At 60.5% G+C, this 21,354-nt stretch carries 20 protein-coding genes; 9 read left to right on the top strand and 11 right to left on the bottom strand.

Annotated features, from left to right (window positions below; genetic code table 11):
- Positions 1-179: 179 nt before the first annotated feature.
- From ASG35_RS05340 to ASG35_RS05330, 3 genes are read right to left on the bottom strand one after another with little or no spacing between them, the layout of a single operon-like run.
- Positions 180-1,640, bottom strand: a complete 1,461-nt coding sequence (locus tag ASG35_RS05340; RefSeq protein WP_442854809.1) for an efflux transporter outer membrane subunit — start codon at positions 1,638-1,640, stop codon at positions 180-182.
- A complete protein-coding gene (locus tag ASG35_RS05335; protein WP_082508233.1) occupies positions 1,640-4,825 on the bottom strand; it encodes an efflux RND transporter permease subunit in 3,186 nt (1,061 codons plus the stop codon). Before ASG35_RS05335 ends, ASG35_RS05340 begins: the two co-directional genes overlap by 1 nt.
- Entirely contained in the window at positions 4,822-5,976 is a 1,155-nt protein-coding gene (locus ASG35_RS05330; RefSeq protein ID WP_082508242.1) for an efflux RND transporter periplasmic adaptor subunit, read from the bottom strand. Before ASG35_RS05330 ends, ASG35_RS05335 begins: the two co-directional genes overlap by 4 nt.
- Positions 5,977-6,223: 247 nt before the next feature.
- Between ASG35_RS05330 and ASG35_RS05325 the strand changes: the two genes are divergently transcribed.
- Positions 6,224-6,853 carry a TetR/AcrR family transcriptional regulator gene (locus tag ASG35_RS05325; protein WP_056353608.1) on the top strand — a complete coding sequence of 210 codons (630 nt, stop codon included), beginning with the start codon at positions 6,224-6,226 and terminating at the stop codon, positions 6,851-6,853.
- A gap of 13 nt (positions 6,854-6,866) precedes the next feature.
- On the opposite strand, the gene ASG35_RS05320 is transcribed toward ASG35_RS05325, so the two are convergent.
- The 6 genes from ASG35_RS05320 to ASG35_RS05295 all read right to left on the bottom strand — a co-directional run bounded on the left by ASG35_RS05320 (position 6,867) and on the right by ASG35_RS05295 (position 12,401).
- The gene (locus ASG35_RS05320; protein WP_056353605.1) at positions 6,867-7,109 is read right to left on the bottom strand and encodes a DUF2795 domain-containing protein; all 243 of its coding nucleotides are present in this window, start codon (positions 7,107-7,109) and stop codon (positions 6,867-6,869) included.
- Between the two features lie 21 nt (positions 7,110-7,130).
- Positions 7,131-7,406 carry a hypothetical protein gene (locus ASG35_RS05315; protein WP_056353603.1) on the bottom strand — a complete coding sequence of 92 codons (276 nt, stop codon included), beginning with the start codon at positions 7,404-7,406 and terminating at the stop codon, positions 7,131-7,133.
- 266 nt (positions 7,407-7,672) lie between these two features.
- On the bottom strand, positions 7,673-9,409 hold the full coding sequence (locus ASG35_RS05310; protein ID WP_056353599.1) for a ClcB-like voltage-gated chloride channel protein: 1,737 nt from the start codon (positions 9,407-9,409) through the stop codon (positions 7,673-7,675).
- A 154-nt stretch (positions 9,410-9,563) separates the two neighbouring features.
- Positions 9,564-10,367, bottom strand: coding sequence for an aldo/keto reductase (locus tag ASG35_RS05305; RefSeq protein ID WP_056353597.1), 804 nt, complete (start codon positions 10,365-10,367; stop codon positions 9,564-9,566).
- A gap of 80 nt (positions 10,368-10,447) precedes the next feature.
- Positions 10,448-11,185: a glutathione S-transferase gene (locus tag ASG35_RS05300; RefSeq protein ID WP_056353594.1), complete on the bottom strand. Its 738-nt coding sequence runs from the start codon at positions 11,183-11,185 to the stop codon at positions 10,448-10,450.
- Positions 11,186-11,330: 145 nt separating this feature from the next.
- Positions 11,331-12,401 carry a YeiH family protein gene (locus tag ASG35_RS05295; protein ID WP_056353591.1) on the bottom strand — a complete coding sequence of 357 codons (1,071 nt, stop codon included), beginning with the start codon at positions 12,399-12,401 and terminating at the stop codon, positions 11,331-11,333.
- A gap of 107 nt (positions 12,402-12,508) precedes the next feature.
- Here ASG35_RS05295 and ASG35_RS05290 point away from each other — a divergent pair, with 107 nt between their 5' ends.
- The 8 genes from ASG35_RS05290 to ASG35_RS05255 all read left to right on the top strand — a co-directional run bounded on the left by ASG35_RS05290 (position 12,509) and on the right by ASG35_RS05255 (position 20,036).
- A complete protein-coding gene (locus ASG35_RS05290) occupies positions 12,509-13,399 on the top strand; it encodes a LysR substrate-binding domain-containing protein (protein ID WP_056353588.1) in 891 nt (296 codons plus the stop codon).
- Positions 13,400-13,613: 214 nt separating this feature from the next.
- Complete coding sequence (locus ASG35_RS05285) at positions 13,614-14,381, top strand: sugar phosphate isomerase/epimerase family protein (RefSeq protein ID WP_235527451.1); 768 nt, start codon at positions 13,614-13,616, stop codon at positions 14,379-14,381.
- An 8-nt stretch (positions 14,382-14,389) separates the two neighbouring features.
- A complete protein-coding gene (locus tag ASG35_RS05280) occupies positions 14,390-15,379 on the top strand; it encodes a sugar kinase (protein WP_056353845.1) in 990 nt (329 codons plus the stop codon).
- 30 nt (positions 15,380-15,409) lie between these two features.
- The gene (locus ASG35_RS05275; protein ID WP_056353585.1) at positions 15,410-16,708 is read left to right on the top strand and encodes an MFS transporter; all 1,299 of its coding nucleotides are present in this window, start codon (positions 15,410-15,412) and stop codon (positions 16,706-16,708) included.
- Between the two features lie 19 nt (positions 16,709-16,727).
- On the top strand, positions 16,728-17,696 hold the full coding sequence (locus tag ASG35_RS05270; protein WP_056353583.1) for an NAD(P)-dependent oxidoreductase: 969 nt from the start codon (positions 16,728-16,730) through the stop codon (positions 17,694-17,696).
- 72 nt (positions 17,697-17,768) lie between these two features.
- On the top strand, positions 17,769-18,818 hold the full coding sequence (locus ASG35_RS05265) for a LacI family DNA-binding transcriptional regulator (protein WP_056353580.1): 1,050 nt from the start codon (positions 17,769-17,771) through the stop codon (positions 18,816-18,818).
- Positions 18,819-18,847: 29 nt separating this feature from the next.
- Complete coding sequence (locus ASG35_RS05260) at positions 18,848-19,666, top strand: YhfC family intramembrane metalloprotease (protein ID WP_156393011.1); 819 nt, start codon at positions 18,848-18,850, stop codon at positions 19,664-19,666.
- A 1-nt stretch (position 19,667) separates the two neighbouring features.
- Complete coding sequence (locus ASG35_RS05255; protein WP_056353573.1) at positions 19,668-20,036, top strand: DUF3022 domain-containing protein; 369 nt, start codon at positions 19,668-19,670, stop codon at positions 20,034-20,036.
- Between the two features lie 7 nt (positions 20,037-20,043).
- On the opposite strand, the gene ASG35_RS05250 is transcribed toward ASG35_RS05255, so the two are convergent.
- Entirely contained in the window at positions 20,044-20,472 is a 429-nt protein-coding gene (locus ASG35_RS05250) for a PGDYG domain-containing protein (RefSeq protein ID WP_056353570.1), read from the bottom strand.
- Between the two features lie 125 nt (positions 20,473-20,597).
- On the bottom strand, positions 20,598-21,128 hold the full coding sequence (locus tag ASG35_RS05245; protein ID WP_056353567.1) for a Spy/CpxP family protein refolding chaperone: 531 nt from the start codon (positions 21,126-21,128) through the stop codon (positions 20,598-20,600).
- Between the last annotated feature and the right edge of the window lie 226 nt (positions 21,129-21,354).

The raw sequence follows: 21,354 nt of genomic DNA, 5'->3' as shown, positions 1-21,354 counted from the left end.
AAGATTGCAAGCCTATGGCAAATCCCGGTCCGCGATAACGCGATTTATCCGAATAGTGAACGCTACATTTGCAATGCTTCATTCGTGAAAGTGCGTGGCCTTTGTTCCCGAGCGCGAAAAGTCGAAGAGCGGATTCAACCCGTCGGCGTGCGGCGCACTTACCTGGTCCACTTTCACGGTCACTTGGCGGCGTCCGCTGTAGTCAAGTTCGAAGCGCTGCCATTCGGCGAGCCCATTGCCTGAAATAGCAGCGCGGTATCGGTGAGGCGGGCGCTTTCGTAACGGATCGCGTCGAGGCGCGCATTCCGGTATTGACGTTCGCTAGCCCGGACCGATGACGGCGGAACCGCGCCCAGCCTTGCACGCGCCGCCGAATCCGTGAAGACGCTCATGGACGTGCGGCTGGCGGTATCGGCGAAATTCAGCGCCTGATTGTCCTGTTCGAGCGCCGCAAGCGAGTCCGCGACGTTGCGGAAAGCCGTCAGCACCGTCTGCTTGTACTGCGAAACCGCGGCTTCATAACTCGCCTGCGCCGCGCGCTTTTGCGCGAGCAGCGCGCCGCCGTGAAAGAGCGGCTGCGAGAGCGACGCGCCGATTCCCCAGATGGCGCCCGCGCCCGAAAGCGCCGTGGGCCAGCTGAAACCGGCTTTCCCCATTTGCGCCGATAACGACAAACTCGGGTACATCTGCGCCGTCGCCACGCCGACTTGCGCGGCGGCGGCTTTGAGCAAGGCATCGGCAGCCTGGATGTCCGGTCGGCTCGCCAGCAGATCCGACGGCACCACGACCGGCACGTTCGACGGCACCGTCAGCGCCGCCAGGTCGAGATCGGGCGGCGCCTGATCGGGCGTGCGGCCGAGCAGAACGGCGAGCGCATGACGCGTTGCGAGCCATTGGGCGCGCAAGCCGGGAAGGGAAGCTGCAAGCGATGCCGCGCCCGATTGCGCATTGAGCGCGTCCGCGCGAGACGCCGAGCCGAGCTCAAAGCGGCGCTGCGTGTCGTGCGCGTCTTCATCGGCGAGAACGATCAAGCGCTCGGTGGTGTCGATTTGCGCGCGCAACGCAGCCGCACTGATTGCGCCCGTCACGATGTTCGCCGCGAGCGCACGGCGGGCGGCATCGAATTGCCAGGACTGGCTGTCCACTTGTGCCGCCAGCGCGCGGTCAGCGAGCCGAGCCGCGCCGAACAGATCGAACGTGTACTGCGCGCGGATCTGGCCGACAAAGAGGTTGTAGAGCACCGTCGGCGGCCCGAAATTCGGCACGCCGATAGCACGTTCGCGGTTCGCCTGTCCGCCCACGTCGATACTCGGTAGCATCGACGAACCGACTTGCGCGCGCAGTTGTTCGCGGGCGGCAACAAGGCTTTTGTCAGCGGCGGCGAGGCTCGGGCTGTTGCGCAGGCCTTCATCGACGAGCGCGTTCAGTGTGTCCGATTGATAAAGTTTCCACCAGTTAGGGACGGGTTTCGCGTTGGCATCGAATGTCTGCGATACACCTTCGGCCGCCACCGTGCGCTGCGGTTGCGCCGCCACGCCGTAATGCGGCACGGCGGGCAAAACGGGCGGCGTTCCGTCCGGCCCGAACGAACACGCGGACAAGGCGGTTGCAATGCCCAGCGCAGTCAGAGAAAAGCGCATCATGACCGGCCTCCGTTGTGAACATCCGGCATTCCCGGGTCTTCATGACCCGCGCGCTCGTGGCGCTTCACCCTGAACGATGCCGCGTACAACGCCGGCAAATAGAACAGCGTGAGCACGGTCGCGCTCGTGATGCCGCCCATCAGCGCGGTGGCCATCGGGCCGAAGAAATTGCTGCGCAAGAGCGGGATCAGCGCGAGGACGGCGGCCGCCGCGGTGAGCGTGATTGGACGGAAGCGCCGCACCGTGGCGCCGACGATGGCGTCGAAACGAGGATGCCCTGCGGCAACGTCCTGTTCGATCTGGTCCACGAGAATCACCGAGTTGCGCATGATGATCCCGAACATGGCGATCACGCCGAGCATGGCGACAAAACCGAATGGCTTGTTGAAAAGCAGCAGCGCGATCACCACGCCAATCAAGCCAAGCGGCGCGGTCAGCACGACCATCATCACGCGCGCGAAGCTCTGCAATTGAATCATCAGCAGCGTCAGCACGACGATCACCATGATCGGCATCTGCGCGTTGATGGACGCCTGACCCTTGCCGCTTTCCTCGACCGGTCCGCCGACTTCAATCCTGTAACCCACCGGCAAACTCGCGCGCAGCGTATCGAGTTTTTTCTCGATTGCATGCGTCACGTCGATACCCTGCGCGCCGGCGCTTACATCGGACTGCACGGTAATGGTGGGCTGGCGATCGCGTTCCCAGATCACGCCGTATTCCAGATCGTTCACCACGTGCCCGATGGTCCCAAGCGGCACGGGACCGTTCGGCGTGGGCATGGCGAGCGTGGCGAGTTTTGCCGGATCAACGCGCTCGCGTTGCGGCGCGCGCAGGTCGACGCTGATCAGCTTGTCACGCAAACGATACTGCGTCACCGTGTAGCCCGTGAATTGCATCGCGAGGAAATTGGACACGTCCTGCGAACTCACGCCGAGTTCACGCGCTTTTTTCTGGTCGATCTGGAAGCGCACCGAACGCTCCGAGGGCTCGTCCCAGTCGTATTGAACGTTCGTGGTGCCGCTGTCAGCCCGCATTTCAGCGAACACTTTTTCGGCGATGCCACGCACAGTCGGCAAGTCGTCGCCGCTCACGCGAAATTGCACCGGGTAGCCCACCGGCGGACCATTTTCGAGCCGCGACAACCGCGTTCGTATCGATGAAAACTTTTCCCGCAAGACCGGTCCAAGCCAGCTTGCGAGCTTCTCGCGATCTTCCACCGACTTTGCCGTGATCACGAATTGCGCGAAGTTCGGCTGCGGCAATTGCTGGTCGAGCGGCAGGTAAAAACGCGGCGCGCCCGTGCCCACGAAGTTCACGATGTGATCGATCTCCGGACGTCCTTCAAGCACCTTTTCGAGACGTTTGGTCTCGCGCAACGTGGCTTCGAACGACGCGCCTTCTTGCAGGCGCACGTCCACCAGCAATTCCGAACGGTCCGAGCTCGGGAAGAACTGTTGCGGCACAAGCGTGAAACCTGCCATTGCAATCACGAACAGCACCAGCGTGATCCCAAGCACGACAAAGCGCCGCTCGATACACCACGCAAGCCAGCCGCGCAGGCGCGTGTAGAACTTCGTGTTGTAGATATCGTGTTCGTGGTCGTGCGCGTGATGAGCTTCGCGTTTGCGCTCGGGCAACAACTTGTAGCCGAGCAACGGAATCAGCACCACCGCCGCAAACCATGATGCAATCAAGGCAATCGCCGACACTTCGAAGATGGAGCGCGTGTATTCGCCCGTGCTCGATTTGGCGAGCGCGATGGGCAGGAAACCGGCGACGGTAACAAGCGTGCCGGTGAGCATCGGGAACGCCGTGCTCGTGTATGCATAAGCGGCCGCGCGCGAGCGGTTCCATCCTTGCTCCAGCTTCACGGCCATCATTTCGACCGCGATGATGGCGTCGTCGACCAGAAGACCCAGCGCGAGAATCAGCGTGCCGAGCGAAACCTTGTGCAAGCCGATATCGAAGAGATACATGAAGAGGGCGGTCACCGCGAGCACGACCGGAATCGAGATCACGACGACCATGCCGGTGCGCAATCCCAGCGACACGAGGCTCACGATTAGCACGATCAACACGGCCTCGGCCACGGCTTCGAGGAAGTCGTCCACTGACTTTGATACCGCCCGCGGCATGCTCGACACTTCATTGAGCACGAGGCCAGCGGGAAGCTGCGTGCGCAGCTGCGCCACTTGCGCGTCGAGCGCCTTGCCCAGACGCACTACGTCCTGCCCGGGCTGCATGGTGATGCCTATACCGAGCACCGGCTTTTCGCCGGATCGCATTTGCGTGGCGGGTGGATCGATATAACCACGCTTGATGGTCGCAATGTCGCCCAAGCGGAACGAGCGGCCGTTCACGCGAATGAGCGTGTCGGCGAGCGCGGCCATGTCGGTGATCTGGCCGCTCGGACGCACGAACACGCGGTCGTTGGGCGTATTCATGGTGCCTGCTGGCGCAACGGCGTTTTGTCCGTCGATAGCCTGCGCAATTTGCTGCGGCGAGATGCCGAGCCGCGTCAATTGCGTATTCGATATTTCGACGTAGACACGCTCGTCCTGATCGCCGAAATAATTGACCTTCGCGACGCCCGGGACGCGCAATAGCACGGTTCGCAACGAGTCGGCGTAATCGTGAAGCTGCGACGGAGAATAGCCGTCGCCTTCGAGCGTATAGATGTTCGTGAAGACGTCGCCGAATTCATCGTTGAAGAACGGGCCTTGTACGCCCTGTGGCAATGTCGCGGCAATATCGCCGACTTTCTTGCGGACCTGATACCACTCTTCCGGCACTTCCTTCGCGGGCGCGCCGTCTTTCATCGTGAAGAAAAGGAGCGATTCGCCGGGACGCGAATAGCTGCGCAGGAAATCCGTGGACGGTGTTTCCTGTAGCTTCTTCGCGATCTTGTCGGTGACCTGTTCCTGCATCTGCCGCGCGGTCGCGCCCGGCCAGAAAGTCTGGATGACCATCACGCGAAACGTGAACGGCGGATCTTCGGATTGCGCGAGCCGCGTGTAGGCGAGCACGCCGAAGATGGTCGCCATCGCGATCAGGAACACGACCAGCGCCTGATGCCGCAATGCCCATGCAGAGAGATTGAATCTGCCTTCTTCGTGTCGATAATCGCCCGAAGCCGCAGCCGCCTCGGCGGCGGATTGATTGCGTTCCTGATCGCTCATGACGCGAAATCTTCAGGATGCAGGGGCGCGACCACACGAACCTTTTCACCGGCGGAGACGGTATGGACGCCTTGCCAGACCACGCGATCGCCCGCTGAAATTCCCTGCGATACCGTCACCGTTCGCTCGCCGTAACGCGAGATTTCGACGCGGCGCAGTTCGAGCGCGTTATCGGCCCTGACTATCCACACAGCGGGCAGTTTCCCCGCATGAAAGAGCGCCGTAGACGGCAGCGTGAACGATTGCGTTGGAGTTCCCGATGCCGAAGCCGCTGTTTGCGCGAACGTGACGTCGGCGGTCATGCCGAGCCTTACTTCGGGCGTGGGCGCTTCGAGCGTGAGCCTGACGCGATACGTGCGGCTTTGGGCATCGGCGGCGGGAGACACTTCGCGCACGCGCGCGGCGAACTTCTTGCCAGCAAGCGCGCCGATGGTCACCGTGGCGTTCTGCCCGACCGCGAGCGAGGCGAGCGCGGTTTCGGGCACGTCGGCCACGACGTCTGTCTCGCCGCTCCACGCGAGGTTATAGACGGCTTGTCCCGCCGAGACGTTCTGCCCCGTGTCGGCCTGTTCGGCGGTGATGACGCCGGCTTTATCGGCAGTGAGCGTGGTGTACTTCAACTGATCCTGCGATAACGCCGCTTGCGCCTGCGCCTGATTACGCTGCGCGAGCGCTGCGGCGTACGCATTTTCTGTCTGTTCGAGCTGCGAACGCGAGATCAGGTTTTCCTTCGCCTGTGCGCGATCGCGCGTGACTTGCTGCTCGGCGTAGGTCAACTGATGTTCCGCGGCCGAAAGCTGAGCGGCCGCGCTGGCGGCATTTTTGGTGTTGTCGGCGGGATCGAGCCGCGCCACGACTTCGCCGGCCTTCACGCGATCGCCAAGACGCACGCGGCGCTCGATGATCTTCCCGCCAACGCGAAACGAAAGCGGCGTGGAGTAGCGCGATTCGATAGTGCCAGGCAACGACGACTGCGAACCTTTTGTATCGGCTTCTGCCGCGACTGCAACCACGGGCCGCAAAACAACGGGCGGCGCTTCCTTCTTGCTGCACGCGGCGAGCGCCACGACGGCAAGCACGCCGATCGATCCAGCGAGGCTTGCACGAACGGAAAGCCTGCGGCCATCGACCGGCAATAACGGCGCGAACATGCGACGACAAACTTGCAGAATCACGAATGACCTCGGCGCAAAAACGGTGAACGCGTGGCGATGATCGGAGCTATCGCCGCGCGTTATCGGGAATGTTGAAGCTGTTTGAATGCAGCGATTAGCGCTTGAAAGCCAATGTCCGTATGCCTTCAGGCGCATCGAAACCGAAATACGCGATGCATTCTAATACAATACTGTATCTGAAATCAGTCGTGTATCGAAGATTTTGAGATGATAAACTTCGCGCATGAAACGAATTCGCCTCACCCGGGAACAGAGCCGCGATCAAACGCGAGAGCGCTTGATGGACGCTGCGCAAGCGGTATTCATGAAGAAAGGTTTTGTCGCGGCGAGCGTCGAGGACATCGCCGGTTCGGCCGGTTATACGCGCGGCGCTTTTTATTCGAACTTCGGCAGCAAGTCCGCGCTGTTTCTGGAATTGCTCAAGCGCGACCACGACGTAATCATGAAGCGGCTGCATTCCATCTTCGACGGCGAGGCGAACCGCGCCGACATGGAAGCGCGCCTTCTGCAGTATTACAGCGAGTGTTATCGCGACAACAAGTGTTTTTTGCTGTGGGTCGAAGCGAAACTGCAGTCGAGCCGCGATGCGAAATTTCGCGCGCAATTCAATGCATTCATCCGGGAATTGTTGCAGACGACGACGGCGTATATCGTTGCATTTTCAGAGCGGGCAGGCACCCCGTTGCCCATGGCTGCCGAAGAACTGGCGTTGGGATTGACGGCGTTGATAGATGGGATGCAGTTTTTCTACACGTCCGACCCGCAAGCGTGCGGCGCGGAAATGTCCGAGGCCGTGCTTGCAAAGTTTTTCAGCCGGGTCGTGTTCGGGACGGAGAAAGTCGGGTCTACCTAGATTGATCGTTCTTTCAGGCTGAGATGCCGGAGCCGCCGTTGCTGCCGAGCAGTTGCTCCACGGCGTTCGCATCCGCGTAGTCCTGTTCGGGCAAGCCGTTGAATACGCTGATTACGTCATTGCTTACACCCGCCTCGCGGGCAGCATCCACAATGCCATCCTTGTTGGCCGGGAATTTCACCTCGCGCAGCACTTGCGCGATTTCATCGTCGATAGGTTCGTAATTCAGGCTTTCGCTGATGCGTGTATCGGTCATCTGTGTCCTTGGAATGTTGACTTACGTGCGAACTTGCACCACCTGGCTAACCATTCCGTGACTCGGCGAGCGTGACTTCGGCAATGGCACATGGCGCCAGCGGGCGTGATCGATTTCCTGTGCAGCGATATCAGGCGCGGGCGGCGAAACCGGCGCTGCGTTCGCGCGCAAAGCGAGCGCAACGCGCATGGCCTGCTGCTGCCGCGCGGCATCGGCTGCACCGTCGCCCGTGTGGAGCGGGGCCGCGTAGCAGGACACGGATACCAGCGCCATGGATAACACCGTCGAGGTTTTCATCGCCCAACCCTCCTGACAACAAAACGAATCAGATCAAGGCAGTACAAGAATATCAGCGATGCATCGAGCAAGGGTTATGCCAATCAGCAGCGCCTTCGTTTGCAGTAATCGACAGACGATTCCTAATGTCGCGGCGAGCCTCAAGGCGCACGGCGATACCGGATGTTCTTCGCGTAATTTCTAGAAGCGGCGCCGAACTTTCTTGCCGCCAACCGCGCCGCTTTTTTGCACGCGACGCGCAATTAAAACGCGGGTTTGTCCCCGATCTAGCGCGGAGACGGATTGAGACGGAAGTACGCATCCAGCAGCGACGTCTTGTAGACCACACCAAGCAAAACCGGCCGCGCCGTGCAATCGATCACCGGCAAGCGCTCGCCCTGAAACGCGAGGAAATGCTGCAGTGCCTCGCCGAGCGACATGTCCGGCGTCAGCACATCGAAATGAGGTTGCAGATAATCCGCCGCGGATTTCACGGCGGTATCGCGTTCGTCGAGGAGGTCGGACGTGATGTCTTTCAGCGCAACCACGCCGCGAAACAGGCCGTCTGTATCGACGACGTAAAGGTATTTCACCGGATATTCCAGAAACACGCGCGTCATGGTCTTCACGTCGGCATCGAGTTGCACGACTGTATCCGGCGGTTTTACAAGTTCGCGCATTTGCGTGGCGGCCAGGCGCAGACGTTCTTTTTCATCGCGATTACGACGCAGCGTGACTTCGTACATGGAAGTCTGCGCCGATGCCCGCGCGATGAAAAACGCCACCACGCACGAAAGCATCAGTGGCAGCATGACCTGATAACTCAGCGTCATTTCGAAAATCATCAGGATGGCCATCAGCGGCGCGTGCGTGGCAGCGGCGAGGAACGCGCCCATGCCGACCATCGCGTAGGCGAAGGGCGCCGATGTCGAGTGCGGCCAGATGGCGTGCGCCGCGAGTCCGAACAGGCAGCCGACGACCGCGCCCACGAAAAGCGTTGGCGTGAAGATCCCGCCGACCGCGCCCGAACCGGCGGTTGCAGCGGTCGCGACGATCTTGAAGAGCAACACGGCGGCGAGCGCTTCCCAGGTCCACGCGTGATGCAGGATCGAGTTCACGACTTCATAACCGTTACCCCAGACCTCGGGATACCACACGGAGATCACGCCGACGATCAACCCGCCGAGCGCGAGCCGTACGGGAACAGGCAATGGCAGACGAGCGAAGCGTTCCTTCGATGCCGACAGCAACCTGAGAAAATACGGCGCGAGCACGCCGCAGATCAAGCCGAGCACGACAAACAGCAGCACTTCCACGCCCGTCACGGTCGGGAACACGGGCATTTCGTATGGCGGCCGATAACCCGCGAACTCGCGCATCGTGATGTTCGCGACCACCGACGAGACGACGATCGGCCCGAAGCTTTCCATCGCGATGGAACCCAGCACGATCTCCGTCACGAAGAACGCGCCGGCAATCGGGGCGTTATAAGCCGACGTGATCCCGGCCGCCGCGCCGCAAGCGACCAGCAGGCGCAGACGAGCGGGATCGAAGTGAACCCATCGGCCGATCAGGGACGCACAGAGCGCGGCGAGTTGCACCATCGATCCTTCACGTCCGATCGAGCCGCCGCTTGCAATGGTGAAGAGCGAAGAAACGCTCCGCCACAAACTTTGCGATACCGGCACCACGCCGTCGCCGATCGTCACTGCTTCCATGTAATCGGCGTGCGCCTGAGTCGTGGTGCGCCGCCGCGCCACCAGAAGACACAGCCCTGCGATCAATCCACCTGCCGCGGGCAGCGCGACGCGCACGGGCCAGGGCAGGCGGGTCGCCATCTCCACGAAGTTGCCGTTCGCGCCGCCAAAGATCCGCTGCAATTCGTCGATACCGATCCGGAACGCCGCCGTCGCGAACGCACCGGCCACGCCGACGATTACCGCCCAGACGAGCATGGTATGGGCTTCGGAAAAACGGAATCGGCGCTGGGCGCGGGTACGCAGCTTGAGAAGAAATGAAAGCACGTGAGCTTGGTTTGAGCGGATCGGACGGATTGTGCGGGGCAAGGATATCATCGGCGACTGGCCGTGAGGACTTCTTGCGCGCCCGGATTGCGGCGATAAAAAAACCCGGCCGTGCAGGGCGCGCGGCCGGGCTGTTCAATATCTCAACGCTATCTCACCACTTCGGCGCGAAGGGCGGTTTGGCGTGGCGTTCGCCTTCATCGAGAGCATCGATTTTCTCGATGTCGTCGGCGTCGAGCTGGAGCTTTCGCGAGTCCCAGTTGACTTGCTGATGTTCCGGATTCGTCGATGCCGACAGCACCACGATATCCCGCGACAACAACCACGCAAACGTCACCTGCGCGGCCGTCGCGCCGTGTTTCTTCGCGATTTCGTTGAGCGTCGGGTCCTTGTGCGCGCGGCTTTCGCCGAGCGGCATATAGGCGGTCGCTTTCACGCCAAGCTTCTGCGTGGCTTCAACGAGCTTGCGGTTCGCGAGGAACGGGCTGATCTCGAACTGATTAGTCACAATGCCTTCGCCGCCCGGCGCCTTCAGCGCTTCCTCAAGCAGGGGCGCGGTGAAGTTCGAGACGCCGAAATGGCGGATCAGCCCTTCTTTTTGCGCGTCCTGAAATCCGGCGATGGTCTCGGCGATCGGCACCACGCTGTCTGGCGACGGCCAGTGGACGAGCGCGAGATCGATCGTGCCGATGTTCAGTTTCTTGTGGCTTTCAACGAGGCTTTTCACTACGTCCTCACGACGCAACTGGTCGTGCCAGACCTTCGTCGTGACCCAGATATCGTCGCGTGGAATGCCGGAATCGCGCACGCCTTTGCCGACGGATTCCTCGTTGTTGTAGAACTTCGCGGTATCGATATGGCGGTAGCCGAGTTGCAGCGCGCTCTTGACCGAGTTCACGGTCTTTTCGGCATCCACACGAAAAGTGCCCAGTCCAAATGAGGGAATCGTTTCAACCATCTGATGCTCCTTTTGATTACGGTTATTCAAACGGAGAAGGTTCAGGCGTCCGTTACACCGGGTCCGTTACACGGCGTCCGTTACACGGCGTCCTGATCCAGCTCGGGATAATGACGGAAGATGCCGGATTCGTTGAAAGGAATCCGGCGTTCCGAATCGACATATGCAGCAATATTAGGGCGTTCGAGCACGGCATCATGGAGTGCCTGAACGTGCGGATAGTGCTTCGCAAATTTTTTGGTCGCGCGCGGGAACGCGTAGTGAAGACCTTCGACAAGCTGGAATATCGATAGATCCACGTACGTGGTTTTATCGCCGACCATATGTTTGGGGCCGTGCGGATTTTGCTCGAGCACACGCTCGAAATAGCCGAAGAACTTGGGAATCCGGTTATCGATGAAATCTTTCGCGCGCACTTTTGCCGCGTCCTTCTGATCCTCGTAGTAGAGGTCGGAGGCGAGCGGGTGATGGGTATCGTGAACCTCGGTCACCATGTCCGCGATGGTCAGTTGCACACCGTTTGCAACGTAGCGCAGGTTCTCGTCCTTGGGCGCGAGGCCGAGTTTCGGTCCGAGGTAAAACAAGATATTCGCCACGTGCGGCACGATCAACTCACCGTCTTTCAGGAACGGCGGCGCGTAGGGAATATGCGACTTACTCTTGCTTTCGATGATCTTCATCATCGCGCCCGTGCCCTGACCGTCTTTCTTCGCGCCGCGCGCAATGTCGATGTATTCCGCGCCCGCGTCTTCGAGCGCAAGCCGGACAAATTCGCCGCGTCCTTGAAGGCCATCCCAGTAATAGAGTTCGTACGCCATTCGTAAGATCCTCATGCTGAATGCTGTGGGAGTGAACCAAGAAAGGTAGCAACGGTTGTGCCGACCGAGCAAACTTCGATCGTGCAAACGGCGTAAAAGCAAAAGCCCCGCGTTGCGCGGGGTTTTGCTTTTGTTTCGTGGCCTCTTATCCCAGCAACCGTTCCACGCCCACCGTAATCGCGAGTCCCCCGCCAACCAGCCACGCATACAAAATTGCCCCCGTCACCAGCGCCCGCGGCCCGGCCTGACGAATCTGCGCAATCCTCGTTTCGATACCCAGCGCCGTCATTGCCATGGTCAATGCAAATGTATCGAGTGTGTTGAGCGCGTGGGTGGTGGTATCGGGTAAAACGTGCAGCGAATTCACGATGACCAGCGCAAGAAAACCGAGCGCAAACCACGGAATGGCGAGCTTGCGCTTCGTGCCATCGGCGCCAGCCGCAGCATTGCGCGAGCGGTTCACCCACATGCCGATCGCGAGCAGCACCGGTACCAGCAGCATCACGCGCGTCATTTTCACGATGGTCGCAATGTGCGTCGCTTCCGGGCTGACATTGCTCGCAGCGCCCACGACCTGCGCCACTTCGTGAATCGTGCCGCCGAAAAACAAGCCGACGCCAAGCGTGTCCAGATGTAACCAGCCGAGATGCACGGCGAGCGGGTAGAGGAACATGGAAAGCGTGCCGAACAGCACGACGCTCCCGACCGCCATCGCGCTCTTGTGCGGCTCGGATTGCAGCGTCGACTCGAACGCAAGCACAGCGGCCGCACCGCAAATCGCGCTGCCAGCAGCGGTCAGCAGGGCGGTATCGCGGTCGAGCTTCATCAGCTTCATGCCCGCCCACGTGCCGATTGCAAGCGTACTCACCACCACCAAAACCGAAACCGTCAGCCCCGGCAAGCCGACCTGCGCGATCTCCTGCAGGCTTACGCGCAGCCCGAAAAATCCGACCGCGATACGCAACAGCTTGCGAGCGGAGAAATTCACGCCCGATGCCCAGCTTTCCGGCATGCCGTCGCGCAGCGCATTGCCGTAGATCGCGCCCGCCACAATGCCGACGATCAACGGGCTCAAGCCTAAATTCGCGATTGCGGGCAACGCCGATAACTGCGTCACAGCGGCGGCGAATAAGGCAACGAACAGGATTCCATTCAGTTGCCCGCGCGTGCTAGGCGGCGTGGTGGCTTTCAGGACGGGCGTGGCAGCGGAGGACATGGCTTTTTCACCTTGGTTTGATGACGCCAATCCTATTCTAGATATATCGATATGAAAAATCGTCATTTAGGATGTAAAGTATCAGCCCAGCCGATACTTACCCGCATATGACCCCTGACCAGCTTATAACCTTCGCGACCGTCGCTGAGCATGGAAATATCAGCCGGGCGGCGATTGCGCTGCATTTATCACAGCCGGCGGTTTCCGGGCAATTGCGGCAATTGCAGGATGAGTTCGGCGAACCGCTCTATCAACGCGACGGCCGAGGCATAAAGCTCACCGCTGCCGGCGAACAGCTCGTCGTGTATGCCGCGCGAATTCGCGAAACCTTCGGTCAGGCGCACGCGTACCGCAACGCGTTGCGCGGCGTCGAGAGCGGCACGTTGCGGATCGGAGCGAGTACGACGCCCGCAAGTTATCTGCTGCCTTATCTGATTGCAGCGTTTCATCGGAGACATCCGGGCGTGACGATTCACACTATCGATGGCAATACGACCGAGATCGTCGCGGCCCTCGGTTCGCTCGATATCGCGATGATCGAAGGGCCAGTCGGCGCTGATCTACCGCCCGGGACCGAAACCACGCCGTGGCATGAGGACGAAATCGTCGCGATTGCGCCGAGTGGCCACGCTTTGACGACGGCTGGCGGTGAGGCCACGCTCGAAGCGCTTTGCGCCGGGCCGCTGGTGTTGCGCGAGGCGGGTTCGGGCGTGCGTCAGCTGGTCGAACGTGCTTGCGCGCGCGCCGGAGTTCAGATGCGCGTCGCGCTGGAGATTGCGGGCGTGGAAGGCGTGAAGGAAGCGGTGAGGGCGGGAATGGGGATCGGGTTTGTATCGGCAATGTCGATGCGTCACGAGGACGGCGCTCTGCACCGTTTGCGCATCGCGCCCGAGCCGTTGACGCGACGTTTTTCTATATTGATGCCGCACGCGGCGGCGCCATCGCGGGTAGCGGCGAGTTTCTATGCGATATGTCTGGAACACGATGCGCAGCCGTGACGCGTTTCGCGGCGCAAATCCACTTCTAGGGGATTTCCATGATGGCAACCACCCGGTCGCTGGCGGATCATCTCGAAATACCGGACGCAATGCGTCTTTTTTAAAAATTGTTCTTGGAACCGGTTCCAAGGCGCGATTCGAGGCCAATTCGACTGTGGAATCCTGCAATTCAGGAAATTCGATCAAAAATAACGGTTCTGCCGAAAGCGTCCCGGTGGTGATCGTTGCAAGCGCATTTGGCGTTGAAGCGATCCGTCGCGATGGTCACGCGCCCTGGGCGGAAGCCGCGGCAAAAGCGGGCGCGGCAGGCTTTGAAGTGCGCCGCGAGTTGTTCGCTGATGACACGCAATCGCAGCCCGATTCCCTGCGCCATCTCGGCGACACGATCCGCGCAGCCGGAATCTGGCCTGTCTATTCCACGCCTGCCACCTTGTTCAACGACCATGGCGCGCTCGAAGAAACCGCGATGACCCAAACGCTGGCAGAAGCCGATGCGCTCGGCGCGAGAATCGTCAAGTTTCAGTTGGGCGGGTCGGCAACCACAGGCACGGCGACCGATGCAAACACGCTCGATCGGCTAATTGCGGGAATCGCCGGATCGAAAGCCAAGGTCGTAGTCGAGAACGGGCAACTGAAGGTCGGCGGCACGATCGACGCATTTGCCGCCTTGTTCGAAGCGTTGAAACCGCGCTCGCACGCGTTATCGATGACTTTCGATACCGGCAACTGGCGCTGGGCCGAACAGGATCCGCTCGAAGCAGCCAGGCGTCTTGGCAGTTACGTGACCTACATCCATTGCAAGGCCGTGCAAGGCGAAGGCGCGCGGCGTTTCGCAACCGCGCCCGCAATCGACGACGGCTACTTCGCCGCACTTTTAAAACAACTCCCTCCCGACGTTCCGCGCGGTATCGAATTCCCGTTCGACCCAGCGCATCTCGCCGATGACGCCGCGCGCTACGTCAGGCAAATTGCATCGGCTTAAATATGAACATGAACCACGAAAAACCGCACACGAATCCGGCGCTCGACGTCGTGACCTACGGCGAAGCCATGACGCTGTTCGTCGCGACCGAAACCGGCGATCTCGCGAAGGTCGGACATTTCACCAAGCGTGTCGCCGGCGCCGATTTGAACGTCGCGATCGGCTTGTCGCGGCTGGGTTTCAAGGTCGGCTGGATGAGCCGTGTCGGCCGCGATTCGTTCGGCCGTTACGTGCTCGACGTGCTCGCGCAAGAGGGTATCGATGCAAGCCGCGTGACTATCGACGAGCGTTATCCGACCGCGTTCCAGCTGAAGTCGAAGAACGACGATGGCAGCGATCCGTCCATCGAATATTTCCGCAAGGGTTCGGCGGCGAGCCATTTGTCGCTCGATGACTACGTTGCCGATTACGTGCTCGGCGCGCGCCATTTGCATCTGACGGGCGTGGCGCCCGCGATCTCGGCGACATCGCGTGAACTCGCGTTCCATATGGCCGCCGAAATGCGCCGCGCGGGCAAGACCATTTCCTTCGATCCAAACCTGCGCCCGACGCTCTGGCCGTCGCAAGAAGCGATGGCCGAGGCGCTCAACGCGCTCGCCAGGCACGCCGACTGGGTCTTGCCGGGCGTGAGCGAAGGCAAGATCCTGACGGGATACACGGAGCCCGAGGACATCGCGAAGTTTTATCTCGATCAGGGCGCGAAGGGCGTCGTGGTCAAGCTCGGTGCGCACGGCGCGTATTTCCGGACCGCGGACAACGAGCAGGGCGTCGTGCCGGCAATACCGGTTGAAAAGGTTGTCGATACCGTCGGCGCAGGCGATGGTTTTGCCGTCGGCGTAGTGAGCGCGCTGCTCGAAGGCCGCGATGTGCGCCACGCGTTGACGCGCGCCAACCGCATTGGCGCGCTGGCCATTCAGGTGATCGGCGACAGCGAAGGCCTGCCGACGCGCGCCGAACTCGACAAGCTGGAACACGCGCCCACAACGGTCGCTTCGTAACGCGCCCACGCCCAACGGACGGAGACACGCATGCAACAAGCCAGCGATAAAACGACGAACCCACCCACACTCGCGGTGCGCCGCTGGTGGACGATCATGCCGATCGTGTTCATCACCTACAGCCTCGCGTATCTCGACCGGGCGAATTTCGGTTTTGCATCGGCGGCGGGGATCAATCACGACCTGGGAATCAGCAAGGGGCTTGCATCGTTGATTGGTGCGTTGTTTTTCCTCGGCTATTTCTTCTTCCAGATTCCGGGCGCGATCTACGCCGAACGGCGCAGCGTGAAAAAGCTCGTGTTCGTCAGTCTGATCCTGTGGGGCGGCTGCGCGGCGCTGACCGGCGTGGTGACGAACATTCCATCGCTGATGGCGCTGCGTTTCGTGCTCGGCATCGTGGAAGCGGCCGTGATGCCGGCCATGCTGATCTTCATCTCCAACTGGTTCACAAAGTCCGAACGCTCGCGCGCCAACACGTTCCTGATTCTCGGCAATCCGGTGACCGTGCTGTGGATGTCGGTGGTATCGGGCTATCTGATCAACGCGTTCGGCTGGCGTCATATGTTCGTGGTCGAAGGCGTGCCGGCGATCATCTGGGCGGTGATCTGGTGGTTTATCGTGCAGGACAAGCCGGCGCAGGTGAAATGGCTGTCCGACCAGGAAAAGCGCGATCTCGATGAAACCCTGCGCGCGGAACAAGCCGCGATCAAGCCGGTCAAGAATTACGGCGAAGCATTCAAGTCACCGGCCGTGATGAAGCTCTCGGCGCAATACTTTTGCTGGAGCATCGGCGTGTATGGCTTCGTGCTGTGGCTGCCGTCGATCCTCAAGAACGCGTCCACGTTCGGCATGGTCGAAACCGGCTGGCTTTCGGCCGTGCCGTATCTCGCCGCCACCATTGCGATGATCGCTGCGTCGTGGGCATCGGACAAACTCGAACGACGCAAGCTTTTCGTATGGCCGTTCTTGCTGATCGGCGCGTTTGCGTTCGCGGGATCGTACTTGCTGGGATCCACGAATTTCTGGGCGTCGTATGCGTTGCTCGTGATCGCGGGCGCGGCCATGTACGCGCCTTACGGACCGTTCTTCGCAATCGTGCCCGAACTCTTGCCGAAGAACGTCGCCGGCGGCGCAATGGCGCTGATCAACAGCATGGGCGCGCTCGGGTCGTTCGTGGGATCGTACGTTGTCGGGTATCTGAACGGCGCGACGGGCACGCCCGCTGCTTCGTACGTGTTCATGAGCGCGGCGCTCGTTGCCGCCGTCATTCTGACGCTCGCCGTGAAACCGCAGCCGGTTGCGCCCGCCGCGAAACTTGCCGCCCACTAATCTCACAGGATCCGTTTCGATGAAAAAGAAAATCGTCGCGTACAAGCCGCTGCCCGCGGACGTGCTGGCCTATTTGCAGGAACATGCGGACGTTACGACCGTCGATCCGAAGCAGCACGACGCGTTTGTCGCAGCGCTGAAAGATGCCGACGGCGCCATTGGTGCAAGCACGCAAATCACGCCCGCCATGCTCGAAGGCGCAACGAAACTGAAAGCGCTGGCGACGGTATCCGTAGGTTTCGATGCCTTCGATATCGCCGACCTGAACCGCCGCGGCATCGTGCTCACGAACACGCCTGACGTGCTGACCGAATCGACCGCGGATACGGTTTTTGCGCTGATCCTTGCGAGCGCGCGGCGCGTCGTGGAACTCGCCGAATGGGTGAAAGAGGGCAAGTGGACGAAGAGCATTGGCGAAGAACAGTTTGGTGTCGATGTGCAGGGCAAGACGCTGGGCATTATCGGTTTGGGCCGGATTGGCGGAGCGGTGGCGCGGCGTGCGTCGCTGGGCTTTTTGATGAAGGTGCAATACACGAATCGCAGCGCGAACGAAAAGGCCGAACGCGATTACGGCGCGAAGAAAGTCGAGCTGGATGAATTGCTCGCCACCTCCGATTTCGTGCTGCTGCAAGTGCCGCTGACCGACGAGACGCGCAACCTGATCGGCGCGGCGCAGCTGAAGAAGATGAAACCGAGCGCGATCCTGATCAATGCGTCGCGCGGACCGACCGTCGACGAAACCGCGCTGATCGAAGCGCTGCAAAACGGCACGATCCTGGGCGCCGGTCTCGATGTTTTCGTGAAGGAACCGCTTGCCGCGGATTCCCCGTTGCTCAAGCTGAAAAACGTGGTGGCGTTGCCGCATATTGGATCGGCCACGCATGAAACCCGCCACGCGATGAACAAGAACGCCGCCGAGAATCTGATTGGCGCGCTCAACGGCACGCTGACCAATAACATGGTGAATCCGGAAGCCTTGAAGCGCTGAGCGGCGTTGTCTCCAATCCGCCTTGTTAAATAAAGCGCGCTCTGGCGCGCTTTATTTTTACTGCACGAGATCATGTCAAAAGACAATTTTTCGGCCGAACGCCGCGCGACCATCACCGATGTCGCGCGCGAAGCCGGCACGGGCAAGACCAGCATCTCGCGTTATTTGAATGGCGAAACGGGCGTTTTGTCGACGGATTTGCGCGAGCGCATAGAAGAGGCAATCGCGAAACTCGACTATCGGCCGAACCAGATGGCGCGTGGCCTGAAACGCGGGCGCAACAGGCTGATCGGCATGTTGCTCGCCGACCTGACCAATCCGTATTCGGTCGAAGTGCTTCAGGGCGTTGAAGCGGCGTGCCACGCTTTCGGTTATATGCCGCTGATCTGTCACGCAGCCAACGAAGTCGATCTCGAACGGCGCTATCTGCAATTGCTGAGCACGTATCGCGTGGAAGGTGTGATCGTGAATGCGCTTGGTGTGAAGGAGGAAACGCTTGAAACGCTCGCGCGCGGCGGTGTGCCGGTGGTGCTGGTGGATCGTTCCATCGATGGCCTGATCACCGATATGGTCGGACTCGACAACACCGCGGCCGTCGCGTCGGCGATTCGTCATCTGGCGCTGCAGGGCTTCGACGAGCTTGTGTTCGTGGTGCAGCCGTTCACGCATGTCAGCTCGCGCCGCGTGCGCGAGGCGGCGTTTCGTGACACTATCGGCGCCCTCGGGGTCTCGGGTGAGACAATCGTGCTCGATCTGGATCATGACGAACCCGCCGCTGTTGCGCTCGATCAGATCGATGCCCGTATTAACGCAAGCCGGCAGCAGAATCACCGTATCGCGTTGTTCGCGGCAAACGCGCCGGTTGCGCTGCGTGTCGCGTTGCATATGAAAGAGCAGCACGGCGCCGGGTGGCAACGGCATGTGGCGCTGATGTGTATCGACGATTCCGAGTGGGCCGAACTTGCCGGAATGACGACCGTGCGCCAGCCGACCTATACCATAGGCGAGCGCGCGGTCGAATTCCTGCACGAGCGTATCGAGGGCGCGGTCATGGCGCCGCGAGAATGCCTGCTGCCGGGCGAACTGGTCGTGCGGACATCGACGCTTGCGGGCGAAATATAGCGAAACACGGTTTTTGAGGATATCGATTGATGGTAAGTGTCTTGACGCTGGTTTGCCTCACGCTTGCAACGCTGCTGATCGCGGCTTTGCCTTTCTGGCTGTACAGAAGAATGAAGCCGCGTTACGGCTTCGAACGGCGTGACGTGATTATCGGAATCGCGGTGTTCGCGCTTTTTTCGATGGTCATCGAACGCGGCCTGCACGGTTTGATGCTGAGCAATGCCACGACCGTCGGCTTGCTGTTGAATCCCGTGTTGTTCGTAATGTACGGCGCGCTCGCAACAGGCGTGTGCGAGGAAGTGGGCCGGTTCATCGGCATGAAATGGCTGATCCGGCGCAACCCCGCTTCGTTGCAAAAGCCGGGCACCGCGCTCGGTTATGGAATCGGTCATGGCGGCGCGGAAGCGTGGCTCGTGGGCGTGCTCGTGCAACTGCAATGGCTTTTATATGCCACGCTTGCCGACCGCAACATGCTCGACCAGTATTTCACGAGCGTTCCAGCAGAATCGCTATTGCGGCTGCATATGGTGCTGAACAGCCTCACGCCCGAAACCGCTGCGCTGTTCGTGGTCGAACGTGCTGCGGCGTTCGTGTTTCAGATCGGGTTTTCTGTCGTGATGTGGCATATGTTGCGCGAGCGGTTCCGCTTCACGTTGCCGTTCATGATCGCGGCGCATGCGCTGATTGCGTTGCCTATCGCGCTGTATCAGGCGCGGCTGATCCCGTTGCTTGCCGCCGACGCCGTGTATCTCGTGTTCGGCCTGATCGTGATGCGGGCGTTGCGTCGATATTTTATCGGCGTGAGAGTGACGGCCGATCGTGCGGCGCGCGTGAAGAACGGAGTTTGAAATGAGCGACGAATATCAATTCGAATGTCCGAGCGCCGATATCGAAATCCTGGCGCGCGTGATCAGCGATCTGTTCCCGGAACAGACGCAATTCGTTGAGCGTCCCGGCGATGAAGGCCGTTTGTCGCTCGTCGTTCATTACATTGCCATGCGTTTCGGGACGACGGCGCGCCGCATTGCCATCGATATCCGCTTCCAACCTGCCGCGCTCGCGCGTTATCGCGCAATGCCGCCGCGGATGCACGCGCGCAGTTATGCGGTGCTGCGTGCGTATGTGGAGACCGAATTGGGCGCGCTGGAAGAGATGTACGCGAACGGCGAAACAGTGCCGAGAAACGTGGAGATCGATATGGCCGACGACTTCGCCTGATCCAGGCTCAAGCCGGCTTGTAAACCTTGGCGAACCGCGCCGCTTTCACCACGCCGTAATCGCCCGGCGCGTATTGCATGACCCAGTCGCCTTTCACGCCGTGCAATACATCGCCGGCGTCCGATCGCGCTATGGAGAACGCTTCCTGCATCTGCTTCGCCAGCACGACAACCGGAATGTTTCGATACGCGCCCGCGTCGCCATGCCTGAAATTTCCGCGAGGAACATATTTCGCATCGAAACGGTCCCGCGATACCACCCAGCGTTCGCCGGTCGCGCTCGTGATGAGCGCATCGCCAGGCTCATAGCGGTTCGGGCCTTCCAGACTCATCAGCGATCCCGCTTCACGCGCAAATTCAACGTTCACGGTTTCATCTTTCACCACGCGTTGCGCGGCGGAGTCGGTAGTCAGGTCGAGACGGTTAATCGATGTCATGCGTAGTGTCGTTAAAAGGCCGAAGCTTCAAAGACCGGGGATCGTAACGCCAAGCCTTGTTTTTTGCACTTCGTAAACAGAAAAACGCCTGCACGGAAATTCCGGTGCAGGCGCTTTTGTCCGGCTTACGGCTTGGTTGCAGACGCCGCGTCCGGCGCGATGCTGTCCGGCGTGGCCTTGCTGCGCGGTGCCTTGCGGCCCTTGTGTTCGCCACGGCGCGCGGTCTGATGGAAGCTGGCATCGGCGAGCTTCTTCTGTTCCGGCGAAAGGCTTGCGTAAAGCGGCTCGAATGCATCCACGAGACGCTTCGTGCCGTCCGCCTGCGCTTGCGTGATCTGCGCGTACTGCTTCATGTCGTCCACGGCCGAGGTGTTCGTGCCAAGCGCGATTCGCTGACGATACAACTCGCCGATCGTGTGGCCATTGTCACGCATGACATCGGCGAACTTGTTCCATTGGTCTTCCTGAGCCGACGTGATCTTGAGCTTGCTGTGCAGATCGGCGATACGTTGCTCGACGCGCGCTTCGCGAGCCTGACCACGCGCTGATTCGGGCGCCGAAGCGCCCGGCATGGATGCGGCGGCCGGCGCGGAAGACTGGGCAAATGCGGTAGAAAGGGCGAGAGAGGCGGCCAGTGCAACGAGTGTTTTTTTCATGGGTGACACCTTGGGTCCATTAAGAAGGGGCAAGCGATACACGCGAAATACCTCATGTGCTGCGAAGCCTGGCGCTATTAATATCACGTAAGCGCCGAGGCTTGCCTTGGTTGCCACAACTGCTTACAACCGATACGACTGCGAAAAATTCGCGCGAGACCACGGAGTTTAACCAACCTGCTGCATCGAGCGCAGATTGATGCCCATGATCTAATGCCTTGCTGCT

The organism is Burkholderia sp. Leaf177, assembly GCF_001424345.1.
Lineage (GTDB): Bacteria > Pseudomonadota > Gammaproteobacteria > Burkholderiales > Burkholderiaceae > Caballeronia.
Note: the sequence above shows the minus strand (reverse complement) of the source record. Positions and strands in the feature narration are given on the sequence as shown.